Origin of the sequence: Nocardia sp. NPDC006982 (assembly GCF_042869435.1) — a bacterium.
Classification (GTDB): domain Bacteria; phylum Actinomycetota; class Actinomycetes; order Mycobacteriales; family Mycobacteriaceae; genus Nocardia.
In genome coordinates, this window is record NZ_JBIAFV010000002.1 from 392,108 (window position 1) to 407,209 (window position 15,102).

At 65.8% G+C, this 15,102-nt stretch carries 15 protein-coding genes; 7 read left to right on the forward strand and 8 right to left on the reverse strand.

Features of this window, described 5'->3' with window-relative positions; genetic code table 11:
• Positions 1–112: 112 nt before the first annotated feature.
• The 3 genes from ACFYOW_RS10725 to ACFYOW_RS10735 form a co-directional block, all read right to left on the reverse strand.
• A complete protein-coding gene (locus tag ACFYOW_RS10725) occupies positions 113–442 on the reverse strand; it encodes a hypothetical protein (protein WP_063046442.1) in 330 nt (109 codons plus the stop codon).
• 115 nt (positions 443–557) lie between these two features.
• Positions 558–854, reverse strand: coding sequence for a hypothetical protein (locus ACFYOW_RS10730; protein ID WP_387286626.1), 297 nt, complete (start codon positions 852–854; stop codon positions 558–560).
• A complete protein-coding gene (locus ACFYOW_RS10735; RefSeq protein WP_063046440.1) occupies positions 841–1,065 on the reverse strand; it encodes a hypothetical protein in 225 nt (74 codons plus the stop codon). The genes ACFYOW_RS10730 and ACFYOW_RS10735 overlap by 14 nt, the downstream gene beginning before the upstream one ends.
• Positions 1,066–1,170: 105 nt before the next feature.
• Between ACFYOW_RS10735 and ACFYOW_RS10740 the strand changes: the two genes are divergently transcribed.
• Complete coding sequence (locus tag ACFYOW_RS10740) at positions 1,171–1,959, forward strand: alpha/beta fold hydrolase (RefSeq protein ID WP_387286628.1); 789 nt, start codon at positions 1,171–1,173, stop codon at positions 1,957–1,959.
• On the opposite strand, the gene ACFYOW_RS10745 is transcribed toward ACFYOW_RS10740, so the two are convergent.
• Genes ACFYOW_RS10745 through ACFYOW_RS10755 form a run of 3 tightly spaced genes read right to left on the reverse strand, consistent with a single transcriptional unit; the run spans position 1,943 to position 4,942 of the window.
• The gene (locus ACFYOW_RS10745) at positions 1,943–2,590 is read right to left on the reverse strand and encodes a TetR/AcrR family transcriptional regulator (RefSeq protein WP_387286629.1); all 648 of its coding nucleotides are present in this window, start codon (positions 2,588–2,590) and stop codon (positions 1,943–1,945) included. The two genes, ACFYOW_RS10740 and ACFYOW_RS10745, sit on opposite strands and share 17 nt — an antisense overlap.
• Before the next feature lie 4 nt (positions 2,591–2,594).
• Positions 2,595–3,386: a crotonase/enoyl-CoA hydratase family protein gene (locus tag ACFYOW_RS10750; RefSeq protein WP_387287460.1), complete on the reverse strand. Its 792-nt coding sequence runs from the start codon at positions 3,384–3,386 to the stop codon at positions 2,595–2,597.
• Between the two features lie 23 nt (positions 3,387–3,409).
• Positions 3,410–4,942, reverse strand: a complete 1,533-nt coding sequence (locus tag ACFYOW_RS10755; protein WP_387286630.1) for an acetyl-CoA acetyltransferase — start codon at positions 4,940–4,942, stop codon at positions 3,410–3,412.
• A gap of 111 nt (positions 4,943–5,053) precedes the next feature.
• On the opposite strand from ACFYOW_RS10755, the gene ACFYOW_RS10760 reads away from it, so the two are divergent.
• The 4 genes from ACFYOW_RS10760 (at position 5,054) to ACFYOW_RS10775 (ending at position 9,517) form a co-directional block, all read left to right on the forward strand.
• Positions 5,054–5,803, forward strand: a complete 750-nt coding sequence (locus ACFYOW_RS10760; protein ID WP_387286632.1) for a crotonase/enoyl-CoA hydratase family protein — start codon at positions 5,054–5,056, stop codon at positions 5,801–5,803.
• A 178-nt stretch (positions 5,804–5,981) separates the two neighbouring features.
• Positions 5,982–7,091 (forward strand): DUF4185 domain-containing protein, encoded by a 1,110-nt coding sequence (locus ACFYOW_RS10765; RefSeq protein ID WP_387286634.1) that lies wholly within the window; start codon positions 5,982–5,984, stop codon positions 7,089–7,091.
• Between the two features lie 119 nt (positions 7,092–7,210).
• On the forward strand, positions 7,211–8,458 hold the full coding sequence (locus ACFYOW_RS10770) for an erythromycin esterase family protein (RefSeq protein ID WP_387286635.1): 1,248 nt from the start codon (positions 7,211–7,213) through the stop codon (positions 8,456–8,458).
• A gap of 360 nt (positions 8,459–8,818) precedes the next feature.
• Positions 8,819–9,517, forward strand: a complete 699-nt coding sequence (locus tag ACFYOW_RS10775; protein WP_387286637.1) for a class I SAM-dependent methyltransferase — start codon at positions 8,819–8,821, stop codon at positions 9,515–9,517.
• Positions 9,518–9,846: 329 nt separating this feature from the next.
• Here ACFYOW_RS10775 and ACFYOW_RS10780 read toward each other — a convergent pair whose 3' ends face one another.
• Complete coding sequence (locus ACFYOW_RS10780; RefSeq protein ID WP_387286639.1) at positions 9,847–10,443, reverse strand: alpha/beta family hydrolase; 597 nt, start codon at positions 10,441–10,443, stop codon at positions 9,847–9,849.
• A 312-nt stretch (positions 10,444–10,755) separates the two neighbouring features.
• On the opposite strand from ACFYOW_RS10780, the gene ACFYOW_RS10785 reads away from it, so the two are divergent.
• Entirely contained in the window at positions 10,756–12,591 is a 1,836-nt protein-coding gene (locus tag ACFYOW_RS10785; RefSeq protein WP_387286641.1) for an acyl-CoA dehydrogenase, read from the forward strand.
• Positions 12,592–12,642: 51 nt separating this feature from the next.
• Here the strand turns inward: ACFYOW_RS10785 and ACFYOW_RS10790 are convergent, their stop codons facing one another.
• A complete protein-coding gene (locus tag ACFYOW_RS10790) occupies positions 12,643–13,767 on the reverse strand; it encodes a GGDEF domain-containing protein (RefSeq protein ID WP_387286643.1) in 1,125 nt (374 codons plus the stop codon).
• Positions 13,768–13,998: 231 nt separating this feature from the next.
• Here ACFYOW_RS10790 and ACFYOW_RS10795 point away from each other — a divergent pair, with 231 nt between their 5' ends.
• On the forward strand, positions 13,999–15,102 hold the full coding sequence (locus ACFYOW_RS10795) for a DUF4185 domain-containing protein (protein ID WP_387286644.1): 1,104 nt from the start codon (positions 13,999–14,001) through the stop codon (positions 15,100–15,102).

The following is a 15,102-nucleotide window of genomic DNA, read 5'->3' on the forward strand; positions in this document are numbered from 1 at the left end:
CCGACCGCTATCTCATCGACCTGGTCGTCCCGGCACCGTCGACACGCTGACCAGTCGGCCGAACGCGCCCCGAACCCAACGGGCCCGGGGCGCGTAAAGGCTGATCAACCCGCTATTTCGAGCGGCATTCGGTAAAGATCTTGGTGTTGGCCTCGCGGGCCTTGTCGGCATCGGACTGGCTCATGCCGAAGTTGTTGGCGTCGGCGGCCTTGGCGTCGTATTCGTCGCTGACCATCTTGCGCAGGCCCTCCTGCGAAATGCCTTGGTCCACATAGAGCTTGGCGGCGCAGTCGGCCAGGTTCTTGTCCTTGAGTCCCTTGTCCTGGAGCGACTTGGAGAGGTCCGCTTGGGTTACCGCGGGCTGGTCCGCGGCCTTGTCGTTACCGCACGCCGCCAGTACCGGCAGCGCGACGAGCGCTGCGGCGATCAGGAAGGTCCGCACCTGATTCCTCTTCTCGATTCAGTCTGTATCTATGGCCACCGCGTGGCGCCGCAACGATAATGCCGTACGACGCCCAGCGGTAGCCGAGCGATCGGCTTCCCAATCGAAAAGTGGTTTAAAGGTCCATGGCCGCGCGCAATGCGGTATCCAACCGATCCAGCGCATCCGCTTCCATCTCATCGATGGGCTCGGCCAGCCAGCCGCGATAGATGCGACCGATATTCCCGGCATGCACCCAACCGTGCCGCTCGACGGGCACAGCCAGAATGTCCTGCGGATCCTCGTCGAGGATCTCGGCGGCGATCAGCCACTGCCTCGGTGATTCGTTGATGCCATCGCTGCTGATGAGCACGACGGTACGGCGCCGCGGCGAACCGTGTGGGTGATAGAGCCACAGTTCACCCCTGCGCACGCATCGCCTCCTCGGCGGCGGCGAGCTCCGCTTCGTCCGCCGCGGCCAGGGCCGTCACATCGGGTACCGGACCGACACCGGTCCGCACTGCCTCGCGACGCGCTGCCTTCGATATCCACGCCGATGGCGACATTCCCGCGCGGGCCGCCGCCTGTTCGGCAAAGGCCCAGGACGCCGCGTCCAGCGAAAGGGTGACCTTACGCGTTGCCATACCATTTATCGTACCGCCGTTTCGGCCGACTGCCAGCGGAAATCCGGTCCGGTCGTGGCCGGAAATCTCGGTCCGACGGCTGCGAATCGCTGTACGGTCACAGATATGACGACGTTGAACCACCACCGGGTGGGCGCGGGGGAACCGCTGGTCCTGGTGCACGGCGTAGGCAGCCGCTGGCAGGTGTGGGAGCCGATCATCGGCACCCTCGCCGAATCCTTCGACGTCATCGCCGTCGATCTGCCCGGCTTCGCGGGGTCCGCGCCGATCGAGCACACCACCGTCGACACCCTCACCGAAGCGCTCGCCGACTTCCTGCGCGAACAAGGCATCGAGCGCCCGCACCTGGCGGGCAATTCGATGGGCGGGCTCATCAGCCTGAACCTCGGCGCACGGGGTGCGGCCCGCTCGGTCACCGCCTTTTCGCCGATCGGATTCTGGGACACCCCCGGCCGCGTGTGGTGCCAACAGTCGCTCGGCAAATCCCGTCAACTCGCCCGGGTGCTGCGTCGGTGGCTGCCCGACGTGCTGGGCACCGCCGCAGGCCGCACCACATTTCTGACGTTGATCTTCGGCAAGCCGTGGGCGCTGGATCCACAGGTGGCCATCGACACCGCCGCCGACGCGGCCGACGCACCCGGCTTCGAGCCCGCCCTCGCCTCCTTCACCGATGCGGAATTGCACGAAATCGGTGCGCTGGCCGACATTCCGGTCACCATCGCCTGGGGCAACCGGGACATCCTGCTGACCTACGCCACGCAGAGCAGGAAGGCACGCGCCGTGCTGCCCAATGCCCGCCACGTCACGCTGCACGGCAGCGGCCACACCCCGTTCTTCGACGATCCGGCCGGCTGCGCGCAGGTCCTGCTCGACACCATCAGCCCACATCCCTGACCGCTCGCGTCAGCGTTGCCGGATCCGCCTCGCCGAGCAGGATGCGGACCGCATTTCCCCAGCGGTGCCGCAGGATTCGGTTCCGGTCCAGATCGCCGGTGAGCAGCACACGCATGGCGAGACCGGTCATGATCTCGATGGTGAATTCGGTAATGGTCGGCACGCGCGGATCGTCCGGGAATTCCTGACGGAAGATGTCGCGAATGCTGTTGTGCATCAGATCGAACAGTCGATATTCCAGCGGCAGGAAGGCCGCGAGCAATTCCGCATCGGTGCGCGCGCCGACCCACATCTCCAGCGCCGCCCAGAACGACGGCCCGGTGAACATGCGCATGGTCAGCTCGACCGCCGTTTCGAGGCGATCGGCATCGGCCGGGATCGCGTCGAATTCCCTTGTCAGCTGGGCGAATCGACGTTCGGCCAGATGTTCTACGGCACCGGCGAGCAGGTCTGCTTTGGTCGGGAAGTGGTGTTGCAATGTGCCGCGCGGAACCCCCGCCCGTTTCTGCACCTCGAGCGTGGTGGTACCCGCGTAGCCGACCTCGACCAGACTCTCCACCGCGGCGTCCAGGAGCCGCGTGCGCATCCGCGAGCGCCGCTGCGCCTGCGTCTCCCGGACGCGTTCGGGCATCGGATCAGCGTCCCTGCCACTGGGGTTCGCGCTTCTGCGCGAAGGCCAGCGCCCCCTCGGCGGCATCCTTGGAGAACAGCGCGGGCAGCGCGATTTCGCCCTGCTTGGCGAACCCCTCCGCGACGGACCAATCCGGCGATTCGTCGATGATCCGCTTACTCGCCGCCACCGAAAGCGGTGCGGCGGCAACAATTTCAGCCGCCAGGGTCAAGGCGCCGTCGAGTGCCGCCCCGGGTTCGGTGAGCCGGTTGACCAGTCCGAGCTGGTAGAGCCGTTCGGCATCGATGCGGCCACCGGTGAGCGCCAGCTCCGCGGCCATGGGACGCGGCAACCGCTGGGTCAGCCGCAGTACGCCGCCGCCCGCGGCGACCAGACCGCGCTTGACCTCCGGAATTCCGAACTGGGCATTGTTCGCGGCGACAATGAGATCACCGGAGAGCGCGAGTTCGAACCCACCGGCCAGCGCGAAACCCTCGACCGCCGAAATCATCGGCTTGGCAGGCGGTTTCGCGGCGATGCCCAGCGGGCCGCGCTTGGCGGTTATCGGCATCTCCCCCTTCGATGCCGCGACGAGGTCCATTCCGGCACTGAAGGTTCCGCCCGCACCGGTGAGCACGAGCACGCGTGCGCTCTCGTCGGCTTCGAATTCGTCGACGGCCGCCTCGATGGCCTGCGCGGTGGCCGAATTGATGGCATTGCGGGCTTCCGGACGATTGACGGTCAACACCGTTATCGCATCGCGCTTTTCGACCAGCACCAAGTCAGGCCCACCCGTCTCCCGGCCACCACCGCTCATGGAGTCGCTGTGCGACGCTGCATTCATTTGACAGTCCTCTCGGTAAGCAAAGTGAGCTTGTCGGCGGCGATCACATCGGCCTGCGCGCCGATCGGGTCGTCGTCGGTGAACGCCGCGACGGTTTCCGAATCGAACGACCGAACCAGTATGCGGGCACCAGCCGGAGTCAATGCGGAGATCACCACGGCCTCGGGTTCGTCGACGTGTTCGGGCGCGGGGCCCTTGCGATAGGCGACGGTGTAGGCCTCGACGGTGGCCGGTCCGGTGTAGTCGGACGCCGTATCGCGCCGTGCCACAGGCACTTCCGGTTCGTCGGCATGGAACAGTCGCGCGGGCGGGCGAGCGGAGTAGACGCCGATGGCGTGCTTGGTGATGTACCAGCCGAGCGCGCTCGCCAGGCCGTACGCCGATGGATCATCGCGCAGCCGACCGGCCAGCGTCGCGATCGAATGGGTCGCGTAGTTGTTGCCGGGGCCACCCGCGAAGGTGAGTCCGCCGGTGACCGACAGCGGCCGCGCCGGATCGTCGATCGGCAGCCCCAGCGCCTCGGCCGCGACCTGCACCGCGACCGGGAAGCACGAGTACAGGTCGATATGCGCGACATCGTCGATGCCGATACCCGCACTCGACAACGCGGCCCGCCCGGCCGCGGCAATGGCCGGTGAACTCGACATATCCGCACGTTCGCAGACGTACCACTCGTCGGTGGCGCTCGCCCCACCGTGCGGAAACACCCAGCGGTCCCTCGGCACGCCGGCAGCATCGGCCGCCGCCGCACTGCACAGGATCAGCCCCGCGCCCTGATCCACGGACAGATTCGCGACGAGCAACTTCGGATACGGCGAGGACACCATGCGATTCGCGCGCGACGGCGTCACCAGATCCTCGATCGACTGTTCGGCGGGCTGCCACGCATACGGATTCACGGCCGCCACCGCCGAGAGCCGCGACCACAGTCCGCCGATGCGCTCGCGATGCGCGGCCTCGCTCAGGCCGAGCCGTCCGCGCAGCGCGGTCTCCATCAGCGCATAGAAGTAGATCGGTCCCCACAGTCCCGCCGCGGTCTCCATCTCGGTATTGGGTCCACGTTCGGTGCCGATGAGCTCGGTCGGCCGAACATCCTCGCCCTGCTCGGGCCAGTCGAGGGCGGCGCCGGTGCGGATGGCCGCATTCCAGGATGCGACCGATTCGGCCCCGGTGATCAGCGCCACCTCGCACCGCCCCTCGGCAATGGCCTGCGCGACGGTATTGACCAGGCGCTGCGGCGCGTCACCGCCGAATTGCGCGGATTGCAGCGTCCGCTTCGGCGCGGCGCCCAGTTCCGCCGCGACGAACGCACCGAGATCCGGATACGGCCTGCTGACCGGGGCCGCGGCCGCGATCAGATCGGCCGAGCGCAATAGCCGATCCCCGGTGCCGCTGTCGGCGCCCGCACGGCGCAGCGATTCGGCGGCGAGTTCGACCGGTCCGGGCAGTCCGGGCTCGCCGCTGCGGTGCACGACCTGTCCGGCACCGACAAGTACCGGCGTGCGCGGGTCCAATCCGGGTGGCAGCATGGTTCCTCAACTCTTTACCATCAATGTTGACGGTAACTTGCGTTCGATTAGAACAAACGCGCACACATGCAAGCAATGGCCCACTAACTGACTCGCGGGTAATATTCGGGAATGGCCTCGAATATCGCGCTGCGGTTCGTCGACGACCGCGCCTACGTCACGCTGGACCGGCCGGATAAGCACAATGGCCTGACCATCGAGATGCTGCGCGATCTCGTCACGGCCGCGCATACCGTCGCAGATCACAAGGAAGTACGCGCGGTCATCCTGTCCGGCAACGGACCGAGCTTCAGCAGTGGCCTCGATATCGCGGGGACGAGCCGCGATCCCCTGGCCGTCATCCGCGGCTTCATCCCGCTGCCCTGGCGCGGCACCAATACCTTCCAGGAAGCCTGCTGGGCCTGGCGTCGGCTCTCGGTGCCGGTGATCGCCGCGGTACACGGCCACTGCTACGGCGGCGGGCTGCAGATCGCGCTGGCCGCCGACGTCCGCTTCGCCAGCGCCGACGCGGAATTCTCGGTGATGGAGGCCAAGTACGGTCTGGTCCCGGATATGACCGGCGCGGCGACGCTGTCCCGGCTGATCGGTGTCGACAAGGCACTGCTGCTCACCATGACCGCCGATATCGTGGACGCCGCATACGCCGAGCGGATCGGCCTGGTCACCGAGGTGACTGCGGACCCGGTCGCGGCGGCGGAAAAGCTCGCCGATCGAATCGCCATCCGCTCCCCGCACGCCGTCGCAGGGGCAAAACAACTATTCGATCGCTCCTGGCACGCCTCGGCTCGCCGCAGCTTCGCCATCGAGCGAGCCACCCAACTGCCATTGATCCTGCGGCGGGCCTTTTCTCGTCGTCGCTGATCACAATTCAGGTAGCACCGCGCTTACAACTGTCCAGACGAATCACGCAAGCCACCAATTTCCCCGGTTTCGCTGTTAGCATCTTGAACGATTTGCCAGCCAGCCGAATGTGACACGACACACGAGGTAGGGGGCCGCGTATCGTGCCACTTCGGCCAGAACCGGAGGGCTTTGAGACTTGAACAAGACCGCGTCCGCCTTGCTCTCGGCACTGGCAGGAGCTTCGGCCTTGCTCCTCGTTGCGACTACCCCAGCCTCGGCAAACCCCAATGCGATCAATCCGATCCCGGTATTGAACGGCACCAGTGGACTCCCCAATCTGGTCGGCCGAAGCAGGGCGATATTCCAGGTGACCGGCATGGCCAGCCCGAATAACACCCAGGCCTATAACGTGCTGGGCACCGATCTGGGCATCATGTGGGACAACGGCGACGGCGAGATGCTGACCGCATTCGGCGATACCGCCGGACTCGGCCTGCCGAATCTGCTCGCGGGCAGCACATGGGCGTGGCGCAGCAATATTCTGGTGCGCAGCCACACCCACGATCCGTCCAATGGCATCTACTTCGACAGCGTCGTGCGCGATATCTTCGGCCAGGCGCGCGATCTGATTCCGAGCCCGAAGATTCCATTCATCGAGATCAGCCGGATCCCCACCGCGGGCATTTCGGTCGGCGGCGTTCAGTACATGAGCCTGATGTCGGTGCAGACCTGGGACGATATCGGCCGGTGGACCACGAATTTCTCCGGACTCGCCGTATCCGGCGATAACGGCGAGACCTGGGCCGAACTACCCGAGACCAGACGCCCGAATGAGGGCGGTAACGCCAACTTCCAGATGAACGCATTCGTCAAGAACGGCGGGTACGTCTACGAGTACGGCACCCAGTCCGGGCGCAACCGGGCCGCGTACATCGGGCGGGTCCGCGAAGGCGATATCAAGAATCTGGGCGAGTACGAGTACTGGGACGGCGAGCACTGGAGCAAGAAGGGCGATGTCGATGCCGCGGCGCCGATCATGTGGGGCGTCGGCGAGATGTCGGTGATGTACAACGAGTACCTCGGCCAGTTCATCTCACTCACCACCGATCCGTTCAATTCGGTGGTCATGCGGCGGGCCGCCTCACCCGCGGGTCCGTGGAGCGATCCAGAGGTCCTGATCGATACCCGCGAACTGCCGTCCGCATACGCTCCGTCGATCTTCCCCTACCAAACCGGACGCGACCTGTACTTCGTCACCACGGTTCACAGTCAGTACAACGTTTTACTGATGCATACCACCCTCTAGCCCCTCCGCAACGGCACCTGGCCGTGACCGTGTGCCGTTGCTCGTGTGCCGACTTGACCTCAATGGCACTTCAGGTATGAAGCTGGGTCGCGTCGAGTAGTCGAGCTTCGGGAGAGACCATGGGCACCACCCTCACATCCAGTGAATCAGTTACCGGCACTTCGGATTTGCGTGAATGGCTGCGTTCGCATGCGCGGCCGATTTTCGATACGCATTCGAATAGCCTGGGATCGGATATCGCGACATTGACCGAGCGGCTGGGATCTGCGACCGTGGTCGGGCTCGGTGAGTCGACCCGGTTCTCTCGACAGACCTTCGGCCTACGGGAGCGGGTATTCCGGGTGCTCGTCGAGGAATACGGTTTCCGCGCGCTCGCCGTGCAGGACAGTGCACGTTCCGGTGAGCGACTCGATGCCTATGTACGGAACGGCGCGGATGATCCCGAAGCGGTGCTCGCGGGTGCATGGCGGCCGAACCGTACCGGCGAAATGGCGGCGGCACTGGTATGGATTCGCGAATTCAACAATGAGCACCCTAACGATCCGGTGCGGATTTTCGGAGTCGAACCGCCGCGTGCCGAACCGTCGGATTACGACGTGGTGCTGGATTATGTTCGGCAGCAGGCACCGGATCGGTTGGCCGCCATAGAATCCCACCTCGCTCCGATCCGCACCGCGCACCAGGTAGATGAACATGTGCAGCGCCATCAGGGAATTCACCCCGGCCGCCCGTTCATCGACGACGCACGCGATGCCTTGGCATTATTCGAAAAGCTCTCGGTGACACCAGAATTCGAAAACGCACTGACGCATCTGCGGCTCATAGTCGAATTCCACGAGAAGAGCGTTGCCGGGCAGGGCGGTTTCGCGCGCGACGAGCGACCCGCCGCAGACCGACTGATCGAATGGGAGCGCGATACCGGCGCGAAGATCGCGTATTGGGACGGCATCGCCCACACCGCAGCCCTTACCCTCGGCGACGGTCCGGCGGAGACCGCCGAATTCCGCGGTACCGGTAGCTATTTGCGCGAACATTTCGGTGCACAGTACATCTCGGTCGCCATCGGGTTCCATCACGGTGATCTCGGTATGGCGGTGGCACCGGAGCCACGGTCGGACCTGGTCGACGCTTCCCTGGGCGACGTGAATCTGCCCGCCTTCTACGTCGACTTGCACAGCGACGCACCGGAATCGGTGCAACAGTGGCTACGCGGTCCGGCGAAGCTGCGCACGATCAGCGGTATCTACGATCCGGCCAAGGATGCCACCGCCCACACGAGCGTGCGATCTCTCCTGGATGCTTTCGACGTGCTCGTCCACATCCGCGAGACCTCGCCGGTGCACTGGTTGCCCCAAGCGACTTCTTAAAACTCGGGCCCGCCCGCGATGCTCCCCCGGCGCGCAGACGGGGTTCGCGATCGTCGCGGGTACGCGGCGGTCGCGAGGTACGCGGCGGTCGCGAGACGCACAGCGGGCACGAGACGCACAGCGGTCGCGAGACGCACAGCGGTCGCGAGGTACGCGGCGGTCGCGAGACGCACAGCGGTCGCGGGGCGCACAGCGGGCACGAGACGCGCGCGGCGGGCACGAGACGCACAGTAGGCACGAGACGCACAGCGGGCACGAGACGCGCGCGGCGGGCACGAGACGCACAGCGGTCGCGAGGTACGCGGCGGGCACAGGGCGCACAGCGGTCGCGAGGTACGCGGGGCAAATACACTCGCGCATATGGACGCGACCGATTGGGACACGCGGTATACGCAGAGTGAACTGGTTTGGGGCGCACCGCCGAACAGCACTGTGGTGGAGCATGTCTACGGACTGGAGCGGATCGCCCCGCTGGTCCCGGACACTCCCGACGGCGAGCCGCCCGGCCTGCCGCGGGCCCTCGATCTCGCCTGCGGTGAAGGGCGCAACGCGCTGTGGCTGGCCACGCACGGCTGGCAGGTGCACGCCGTCGACTATTCACAGGTGGGCATCGATAAGGGCCGCACCATCGCGACCCGCCTGTCCCGCTCGGTCCGCAGCCGGATCAGTTGGCAATGCGCCGATGTCAACGATCTGGATGCCGCGGGCATCACCGGCCCGTACGAACTCGTGCTGATGGTCTTCCTGCACTTGCCCGCCGAACAACGCCGCAGGCTGGTCCGCCACCTCGCCGATCTGCTCGCCCCCGGGGGCACGCTGCTGATCCTCGGCCACGACACCACCAATCTCACCGACGGCTTCGGCGGCCCGCAAGACCCCTCGGTCCTGTTCACCCCCGACGACATCATCGCCGACCTCGGCAACGACCCCGAACACATCCGAGTCCGCCTCGCCGACCGCGTCTACCGCCCCACCGAGGAACGCGACGCCATCGACGCCCTGGTCATCGCCACCAAACCCCCAGCGGACCCGCCCGTCGAACCCGCATCGCCCAGCTAGTGCCGCGTCCAGCTGGCTTCTGAGGTGATCGAGATCCGTCGAGCGCAGCCATATGGCGGCGCTGCGGGCGTGTCGTGCCGCATTTCGACTGCGCTCAGCGAGCGAGCCGGACCGGGATGACGCGGCAACCTATCTAGGCGGCGCGCTAGCCGAGCCTGCCGCGCACGTCTCTGCTGCGCTTCGCATGGTTGGGCGCGCCACGCATGGCGCGGCCGAATATTTTGTGCGTAGCGCACAAATGCAGGGGCGGGATCCGAGACGTCCAGCCCCGGCACGCGAGCAACGGAGCTGTCGGCGGCCCGTCGCACCCGCGCGGCCCAAAACCTGCGCTACTGGGACCAACGCTGCAACCAGGGAGCGACCGTGTCGGCGATGGTGTCGAATCCCGACCGGAAGGAATGCGGCTGACCAGGGATCACGCGCACCTCGGCGGCATCGGCGGGGTCGGGGATGCCGAATGGGTCGTTCGCGCCGTTGATCACGACGACTTCGATATCGCCCGGAGCCAGCAGTTCTTCGCGACGCGTCTGCTCCGGCTTACCCGGCGGATGCAGCGGGAAGGACAGCGCGAGCACGCCGCGCGCGTCGGCGGCGATGGCGGTGCGGCAGGCCACCCGGGCCCCATTGCTGCGCCCACCTTGGATCAACGGGACCTTCTTCACTCGCTTGCGCAGGTCGGTCACGATCTCGAGCCACGCTTCGTCCTGCTTCACCGCGGAACCGGGGGCGCGTCGTCCGGCGACCCGGTACGGCTGCACCACCCGCGCCACCGCGCCGCCCAGCTCGTAGGCGCAGTCGCGCACGGCAAGCAGGTCTTTTGCGTCGACACCGCCGCCGGACCCGTGCGTGAGCAGCAGTAGGAACGCCGCTTTGCGCGGCTTGTCGAGCTCGATCTCCGCGGGCCCGGCGCTCGTCTCGATTCGCACATTTCCACGGTAGTCCCCAGCTATCCGAAGACGCCCAGTCACCGCAGCGCGTCGACCGCACGGTAAAGCACTGGCAAACCCGGCTCGATCGTCTACTACGCGAGCCGTAGACAAACGGCAACGCCTTCGAGTGTTTTCCGCGTCACATTGCTCGCTCGGGTCTTTGCGACCCCATTACCGACCGGTAATATGGGACATAAGTTACCCGCGAGTAGCATGCGGAGAAACCGGCACGGCTACCCGGTGGACGGACAACGGGCGGGAACGGCAACCAACCGACCGCACCAACTCAACGGAGAGTGAGTAACAGACATGGGCCACTACAAGAGCAACGTCCGCGACCTGGAGTTCAACCTCTTCGAGGTACTCGGCCTCGGTGCCATCCTCGACAGCGACGCCTACGGCGATCTCGACACCGACACTGTCAAGGAGATGCTCAACGAGGTGCGTCGCCTGGCCGAGGGTCCGCTGGCCGATTCGTTCGTCGACGGTGACCGCAACCCGCCGACCTTCGATCCCGAGACCCACACGGTCACTCTCCCCGAATCGTTCAAGAAGTCCTACCGCGCGCTCGAAGACGCCGGCTGGGCCAAGGTCGCCGTCCGCGAGGAGCTGGGTGGCCTCGGCGCCCCGAGCGCCGTCTCATGGGCGCTCGGCGAGATGATCCTCGGCGCCAACCCGCCGGCTCAGATGTACGCCGCCGGTGCGGGTTTCGCGCAGGTGTTCTACAACAACGGCACCGACGAGCAGAAGAAGTGGGCGCAGATCATCGCCGATCGCAACTGGGGCGCCACCATGGTGCTGACCGAGCCGGATGCCGGTTCGGATGTCGGCGCGGGCCGCACCAAGGCGATCAAGCAGGAGGATGGCTCCTGGCACATCGAGGGCGTCAAGCGCTTCATCACCTCGGGTGACTCCGACGACCTGTTCGAGAACATCATGCACCTGGTGCTGGCCCGCCCCGAGGGCGCAGGCCCGGGCACCAAGGGCCTGTCGCTGTTCTACGTGCCGAAGTGGCACTTCGACTTCGAGACCCAGACCATGGGCGACCGCAACGGTGTCTTCGTCACCAATGTCGAGCACAAGATGGGCATCAAGGTCTCGGCCACCTGTGAGGTCACCTTCGGCGGCCACGGCGTGCCCGCCAAGGGCTGGCTGGTCGGCGAGGTGCACAACGGCATCGCGCAGATGTTCGACGTCATCGAGAACGCGCGCATGATGGTCGGCACCAAGGCCATCGCGACCCTGTCGACCGGTTACCTGAACGCGCTGGACTACGCCAAGCAGCGCGTCCAGGGTGCGGACCTGACCCAGATGACCGACAAGGCCGCCCCGCGCGTCACCATCACCCACCACCCGGACGTGCGCCGCAGCCTGGCCCTGCAGAAGGCCTACGCCGAGGGTCTACGCGCCATCTACCTCTACACCGCCGCGCACCAGGATGCCGATATCGCCGAGCTGGTCTCCGGTGCCGACAAGGATGTCGCCTTCCGCGTCAACGATCTGCTGCTGCCGATCGTCAAGGGTGTCGGTTCCGAGCGGGCCTACCAGTACCTGACCGAATCGCTGCAGACCTTCGGTGGCTCCGGCTTCCTGCAGGACTACCCGATCGAGCAGTACATCCGCGACGCGAAGATCGACTCGCTCTACGAGGGCACCACCGCGATCCAGGCGCAGGACTTCTTCTTCCGCAAGATCGCCCGTGACCGCGGCGTCGCGCTGGCCCACGTGGCCGGCCAGGTGCAGAAGTTCATCGAGTCCGAGGCGGGCAATGGCAGGCTGAAGGCCGAGCGCAAGCTGCTCGCCACCGCGCTCGAGGATGTGCAGGCCATGGCCGCCACCCTGACCGGGCACCTGATGGGCGCCCAGGAGCAGCCGTCCGAGCTGTACAAGGTCGGTCTGGGTTCGGTGCGCTTCCTGCTCTCGGTCGGTGACCTGCTCATCGGCTGGCAGCTGCTGCGTCAGGCCGACATCGCCATCAAGGCGCTCGACAATGGCGCGACCGGTGCCGATGAGGCGTTCTACCGGGGCAAGGTCGGCGTCGCACAGTTCTTCGCACGCAATGTGCTGCCAGAGCTGACCGCGACCCGCGCCATCCTGTCCAACCTCGACAACGACATCATGGAGCTGGACGAAGCGGCGTTCTGATCCAATAGATTTCGCACACAGCGGCCCCGGGAGTCTCCGGGGCCGCTGTTGTTATTTGGTGCGGTGCACCATCTCTCGGGCGGGCTCGGCGAGTTCGATCGCCGGTTGTTCCGGATCTTCCGCCAGCACAACGGCATTGCCGCCCAGCCGTTTCGCCTGATACATCGCGTTGTCGGCACACCGCAGCAGCCATCGCGGCCGTCCCGCGTCCGTGCCGCCGCCGCATACCGCGACACCGACGCTGGCCGTGACGGTGACGGATATGCCGGGTGTCTCCGCCACGGCCAGGCGCAACCGCTCGCCCAGACTCAGCGCGGCCGCACGATCCAACTGATCGACCACCGCGAACTCCTCCCCGCCGGTGCGGGCGACCACGGCATCGGGATCGGCCGCGGCGCGCAACCGCGCGGCCGTCGAGACCAGCACCTCGTCACCGATGGTATGACCGAAAGTGTCGTTGACCGCCTTGAAGTGGTCGAGGTCGAGGGTGATCACGCATAGTTGGCGCTGGTATCGCGTACGGTGCACGTAATAGTCGAGCCCGCGGCGATTCAGCAGCATGGTCAGCGGATCGGAGAGCACATCGATGCGCAGCACCCAATAGCAGAACTGCAACGCGGGCAGCACCACGACGATGGCCGCGACCATGATCAAGACCATCGCACCGGCCAGCGCGAGATCATTGCTCTGCGCATCGGTCACCAGCAACACGGCCAGCGCACCCACCGTGAGCAGCGACCATCCGGCGTGCGCGGCGAGCGCCTTCGGGCTGTGGAAGAACGTGATGTAGGCACCGGTGACCACGAGCAGCATCGCGCTCAATGCGCCGTACACCCGATCGCTGTCCACCAGGCACGATGCCGTGATCGCGACATCCGCCCAGGTCAGCATGGCCAGTGAAGTGATGGCGCGGGGCCACGGGAACAGCCACCAGCGAACCGTCCACACCGCTGCCGTCGCACCGGCCGCCGCGAAGATGGTTCGGTTCACCGTGCCGTTCGGACCGGCGGGCGACATCCAGATCAGAATGTTGATCACGAGCATGATCGCACCGCCCGCGCCGATGATCGCCTTGATCAGGCGCAGCCCGGAATGCGATTCGAGTGTCCGCACGAACCAGCGATAATGCGCCGGATCGCGCCACCAACTGCGAAGTATCGCGCGACTGTCACCCATGGAGCCACCGCCTAGCGTTCACGAAATCCTGCTGGATGTACCGAACAGCTTTGCCATTTCGAGCGACCATTAAGCAGCGGTGACAGGCCAGCCCCTGTCGAAGCCCCCGTCTCCTGGTGATCTTCAGTGTAGCGATGATCACATGTCGCTCTCCACCACGAGGAGCCGGACATAGATCACGAAACGGGGCACAATGACCGGGCAGACCGCGCGCAAGAAGGGATCGTCCGGATGAACCGATCGCTGTCCGCACTCAGCAGAGCCGGTGCGCTCGCCGCCGCAATATCGGTCGCGCTGGCCGGACCGGCCGCCGCAGATTCGAACTTCCTGCTTCCCATTCCCGGCATCAACCCCATTCCCGGCATCAACGGACAGCCACGCGGACTGCCTCGCCTACCCGGACTGACCCAGGCGGTCTTCCAGATGACCGGTATGGACAGCCCCAATCGCACCCAGAACGTCAATGTGCTCGGCACCGACCTCGGCGTCATGTGGGACGACGGCAACGGCCGGATGATCACCGCCTTCGGTGACAGCGCGGGCCTCGGCTTCCCGAACCTGCTCGTAGGCAGCGTCTTCGCTTGGAGCAGCCAGGTACTTTTCCACAGCTCGACCAAGGATCCGTCGCAGGGGATTTCCTTCGAAGGCGCCGTGACCAATCCGCTGCCGAGCCCCAAGATTCCGGGCATCGAGATCAGTCTCATTCCGACAGCGGGCATTTCGGTCGGCGGGGTGCAGTACATGAGCCTGATGTCGGTGCGCGAATGGGGTGAGCACGGCAAATGGTCGACCAACTTCTCCACCCTCGCCGCCTCCGGTGACGGCGGGCAGACCTGGACCCCGCTGACCACGACCCGGCGCGCGAATGTGGACGGGCATCAGAACTTTCAGCAGAACGCCTTCCTGAAGGATGACGGTTACGTCTATCGCTACGGCACTCCGGCAGGACGGCTGAACCCCGGATTCGTCTCGCGGGCAGTGGAATCCGATATCGCCGATCTCGATCGCTACGAGTACTGGGACGGCAAGGAGTGGAAGCCCGAGGCCAAGGACGCCGCACCGATCGTCGGTGATGTCAGCGAGCTGTCGGTCATGTGGAACGAGCATCTCGGCAAATTCATCATGCTCACCACGGACTCCCGGAATGCGGTGGTGTTGCGCACCGCATCGGCGCCGGAGGGACCGTGGAGCGAGCCGGAGGTGCTCGTCGACGGCACCGCGCTGCCGAGCGCCTACGCGCCGATGATCTTCCCGTATCAGACCGGCGGTGACCTGTACTTCTTGCTGTCGGTATGGAACCAGTACAACGTGCTGCTGATGCGAACCCCGCTGTAG

Excerpts from the sequence above, each read along its gene's own strand:
- ACFYOW_RS10755 (WP_387286630.1), bottom strand. The coding sequence starts at position 4,942 with ATGCTGCCACCCGGATTGGACCCGCGCACGCCGGTACTTGTCGGTGCC.
- ACFYOW_RS10790 (WP_387286643.1), bottom strand. The coding sequence starts at position 13,767 with ATGGGTGACAGTCGCGCGATACTTCGCAGTTGGTGGCGCGATCCGGCG.
- ACFYOW_RS10775 (WP_387286637.1), top strand. The coding sequence starts at position 8,819 with ATGGACGCGACCGATTGGGACACGCGGTATACGCAGAGTGAACTGGTT.
- ACFYOW_RS10795 (WP_387286644.1), top strand. The coding sequence starts at position 13,999 with ATGAACCGATCGCTGTCCGCACTCAGCAGAGCCGGTGCGCTCGCCGCC.
- ACFYOW_RS10740 (WP_387286628.1), top strand. The coding sequence starts at position 1,171 with ATGACGACGTTGAACCACCACCGGGTGGGCGCGGGGGAACCGCTGGTC.
- ACFYOW_RS10750 (WP_387287460.1), bottom strand. The coding sequence starts at position 3,386 with ATGAGCGGTGGTGGCCGGGAGACGGGTGGGCCTGACTTGGTGCTGGTC.
- ACFYOW_RS10770 (WP_387286635.1), top strand. The coding sequence starts at position 7,211 with ATGGGCACCACCCTCACATCCAGTGAATCAGTTACCGGCACTTCGGAT.
- ACFYOW_RS10745 (WP_387286629.1), bottom strand. The coding sequence starts at position 2,590 with ATGCCCGAACGCGTCCGGGAGACGCAGGCGCAGCGGCGCTCGCGGATG.
- ACFYOW_RS10785 (WP_387286641.1), top strand. The coding sequence starts at position 10,756 with ATGGGCCACTACAAGAGCAACGTCCGCGACCTGGAGTTCAACCTCTTC.
- ACFYOW_RS10735 (WP_063046440.1), bottom strand. The coding sequence starts at position 1,065 with ATGGCAACGCGTAAGGTCACCCTTTCGCTGGACGCGGCGTCCTGGGCC.
- ACFYOW_RS10760 (WP_387286632.1), top strand. The coding sequence starts at position 5,054 with ATGGCCTCGAATATCGCGCTGCGGTTCGTCGACGACCGCGCCTACGTC.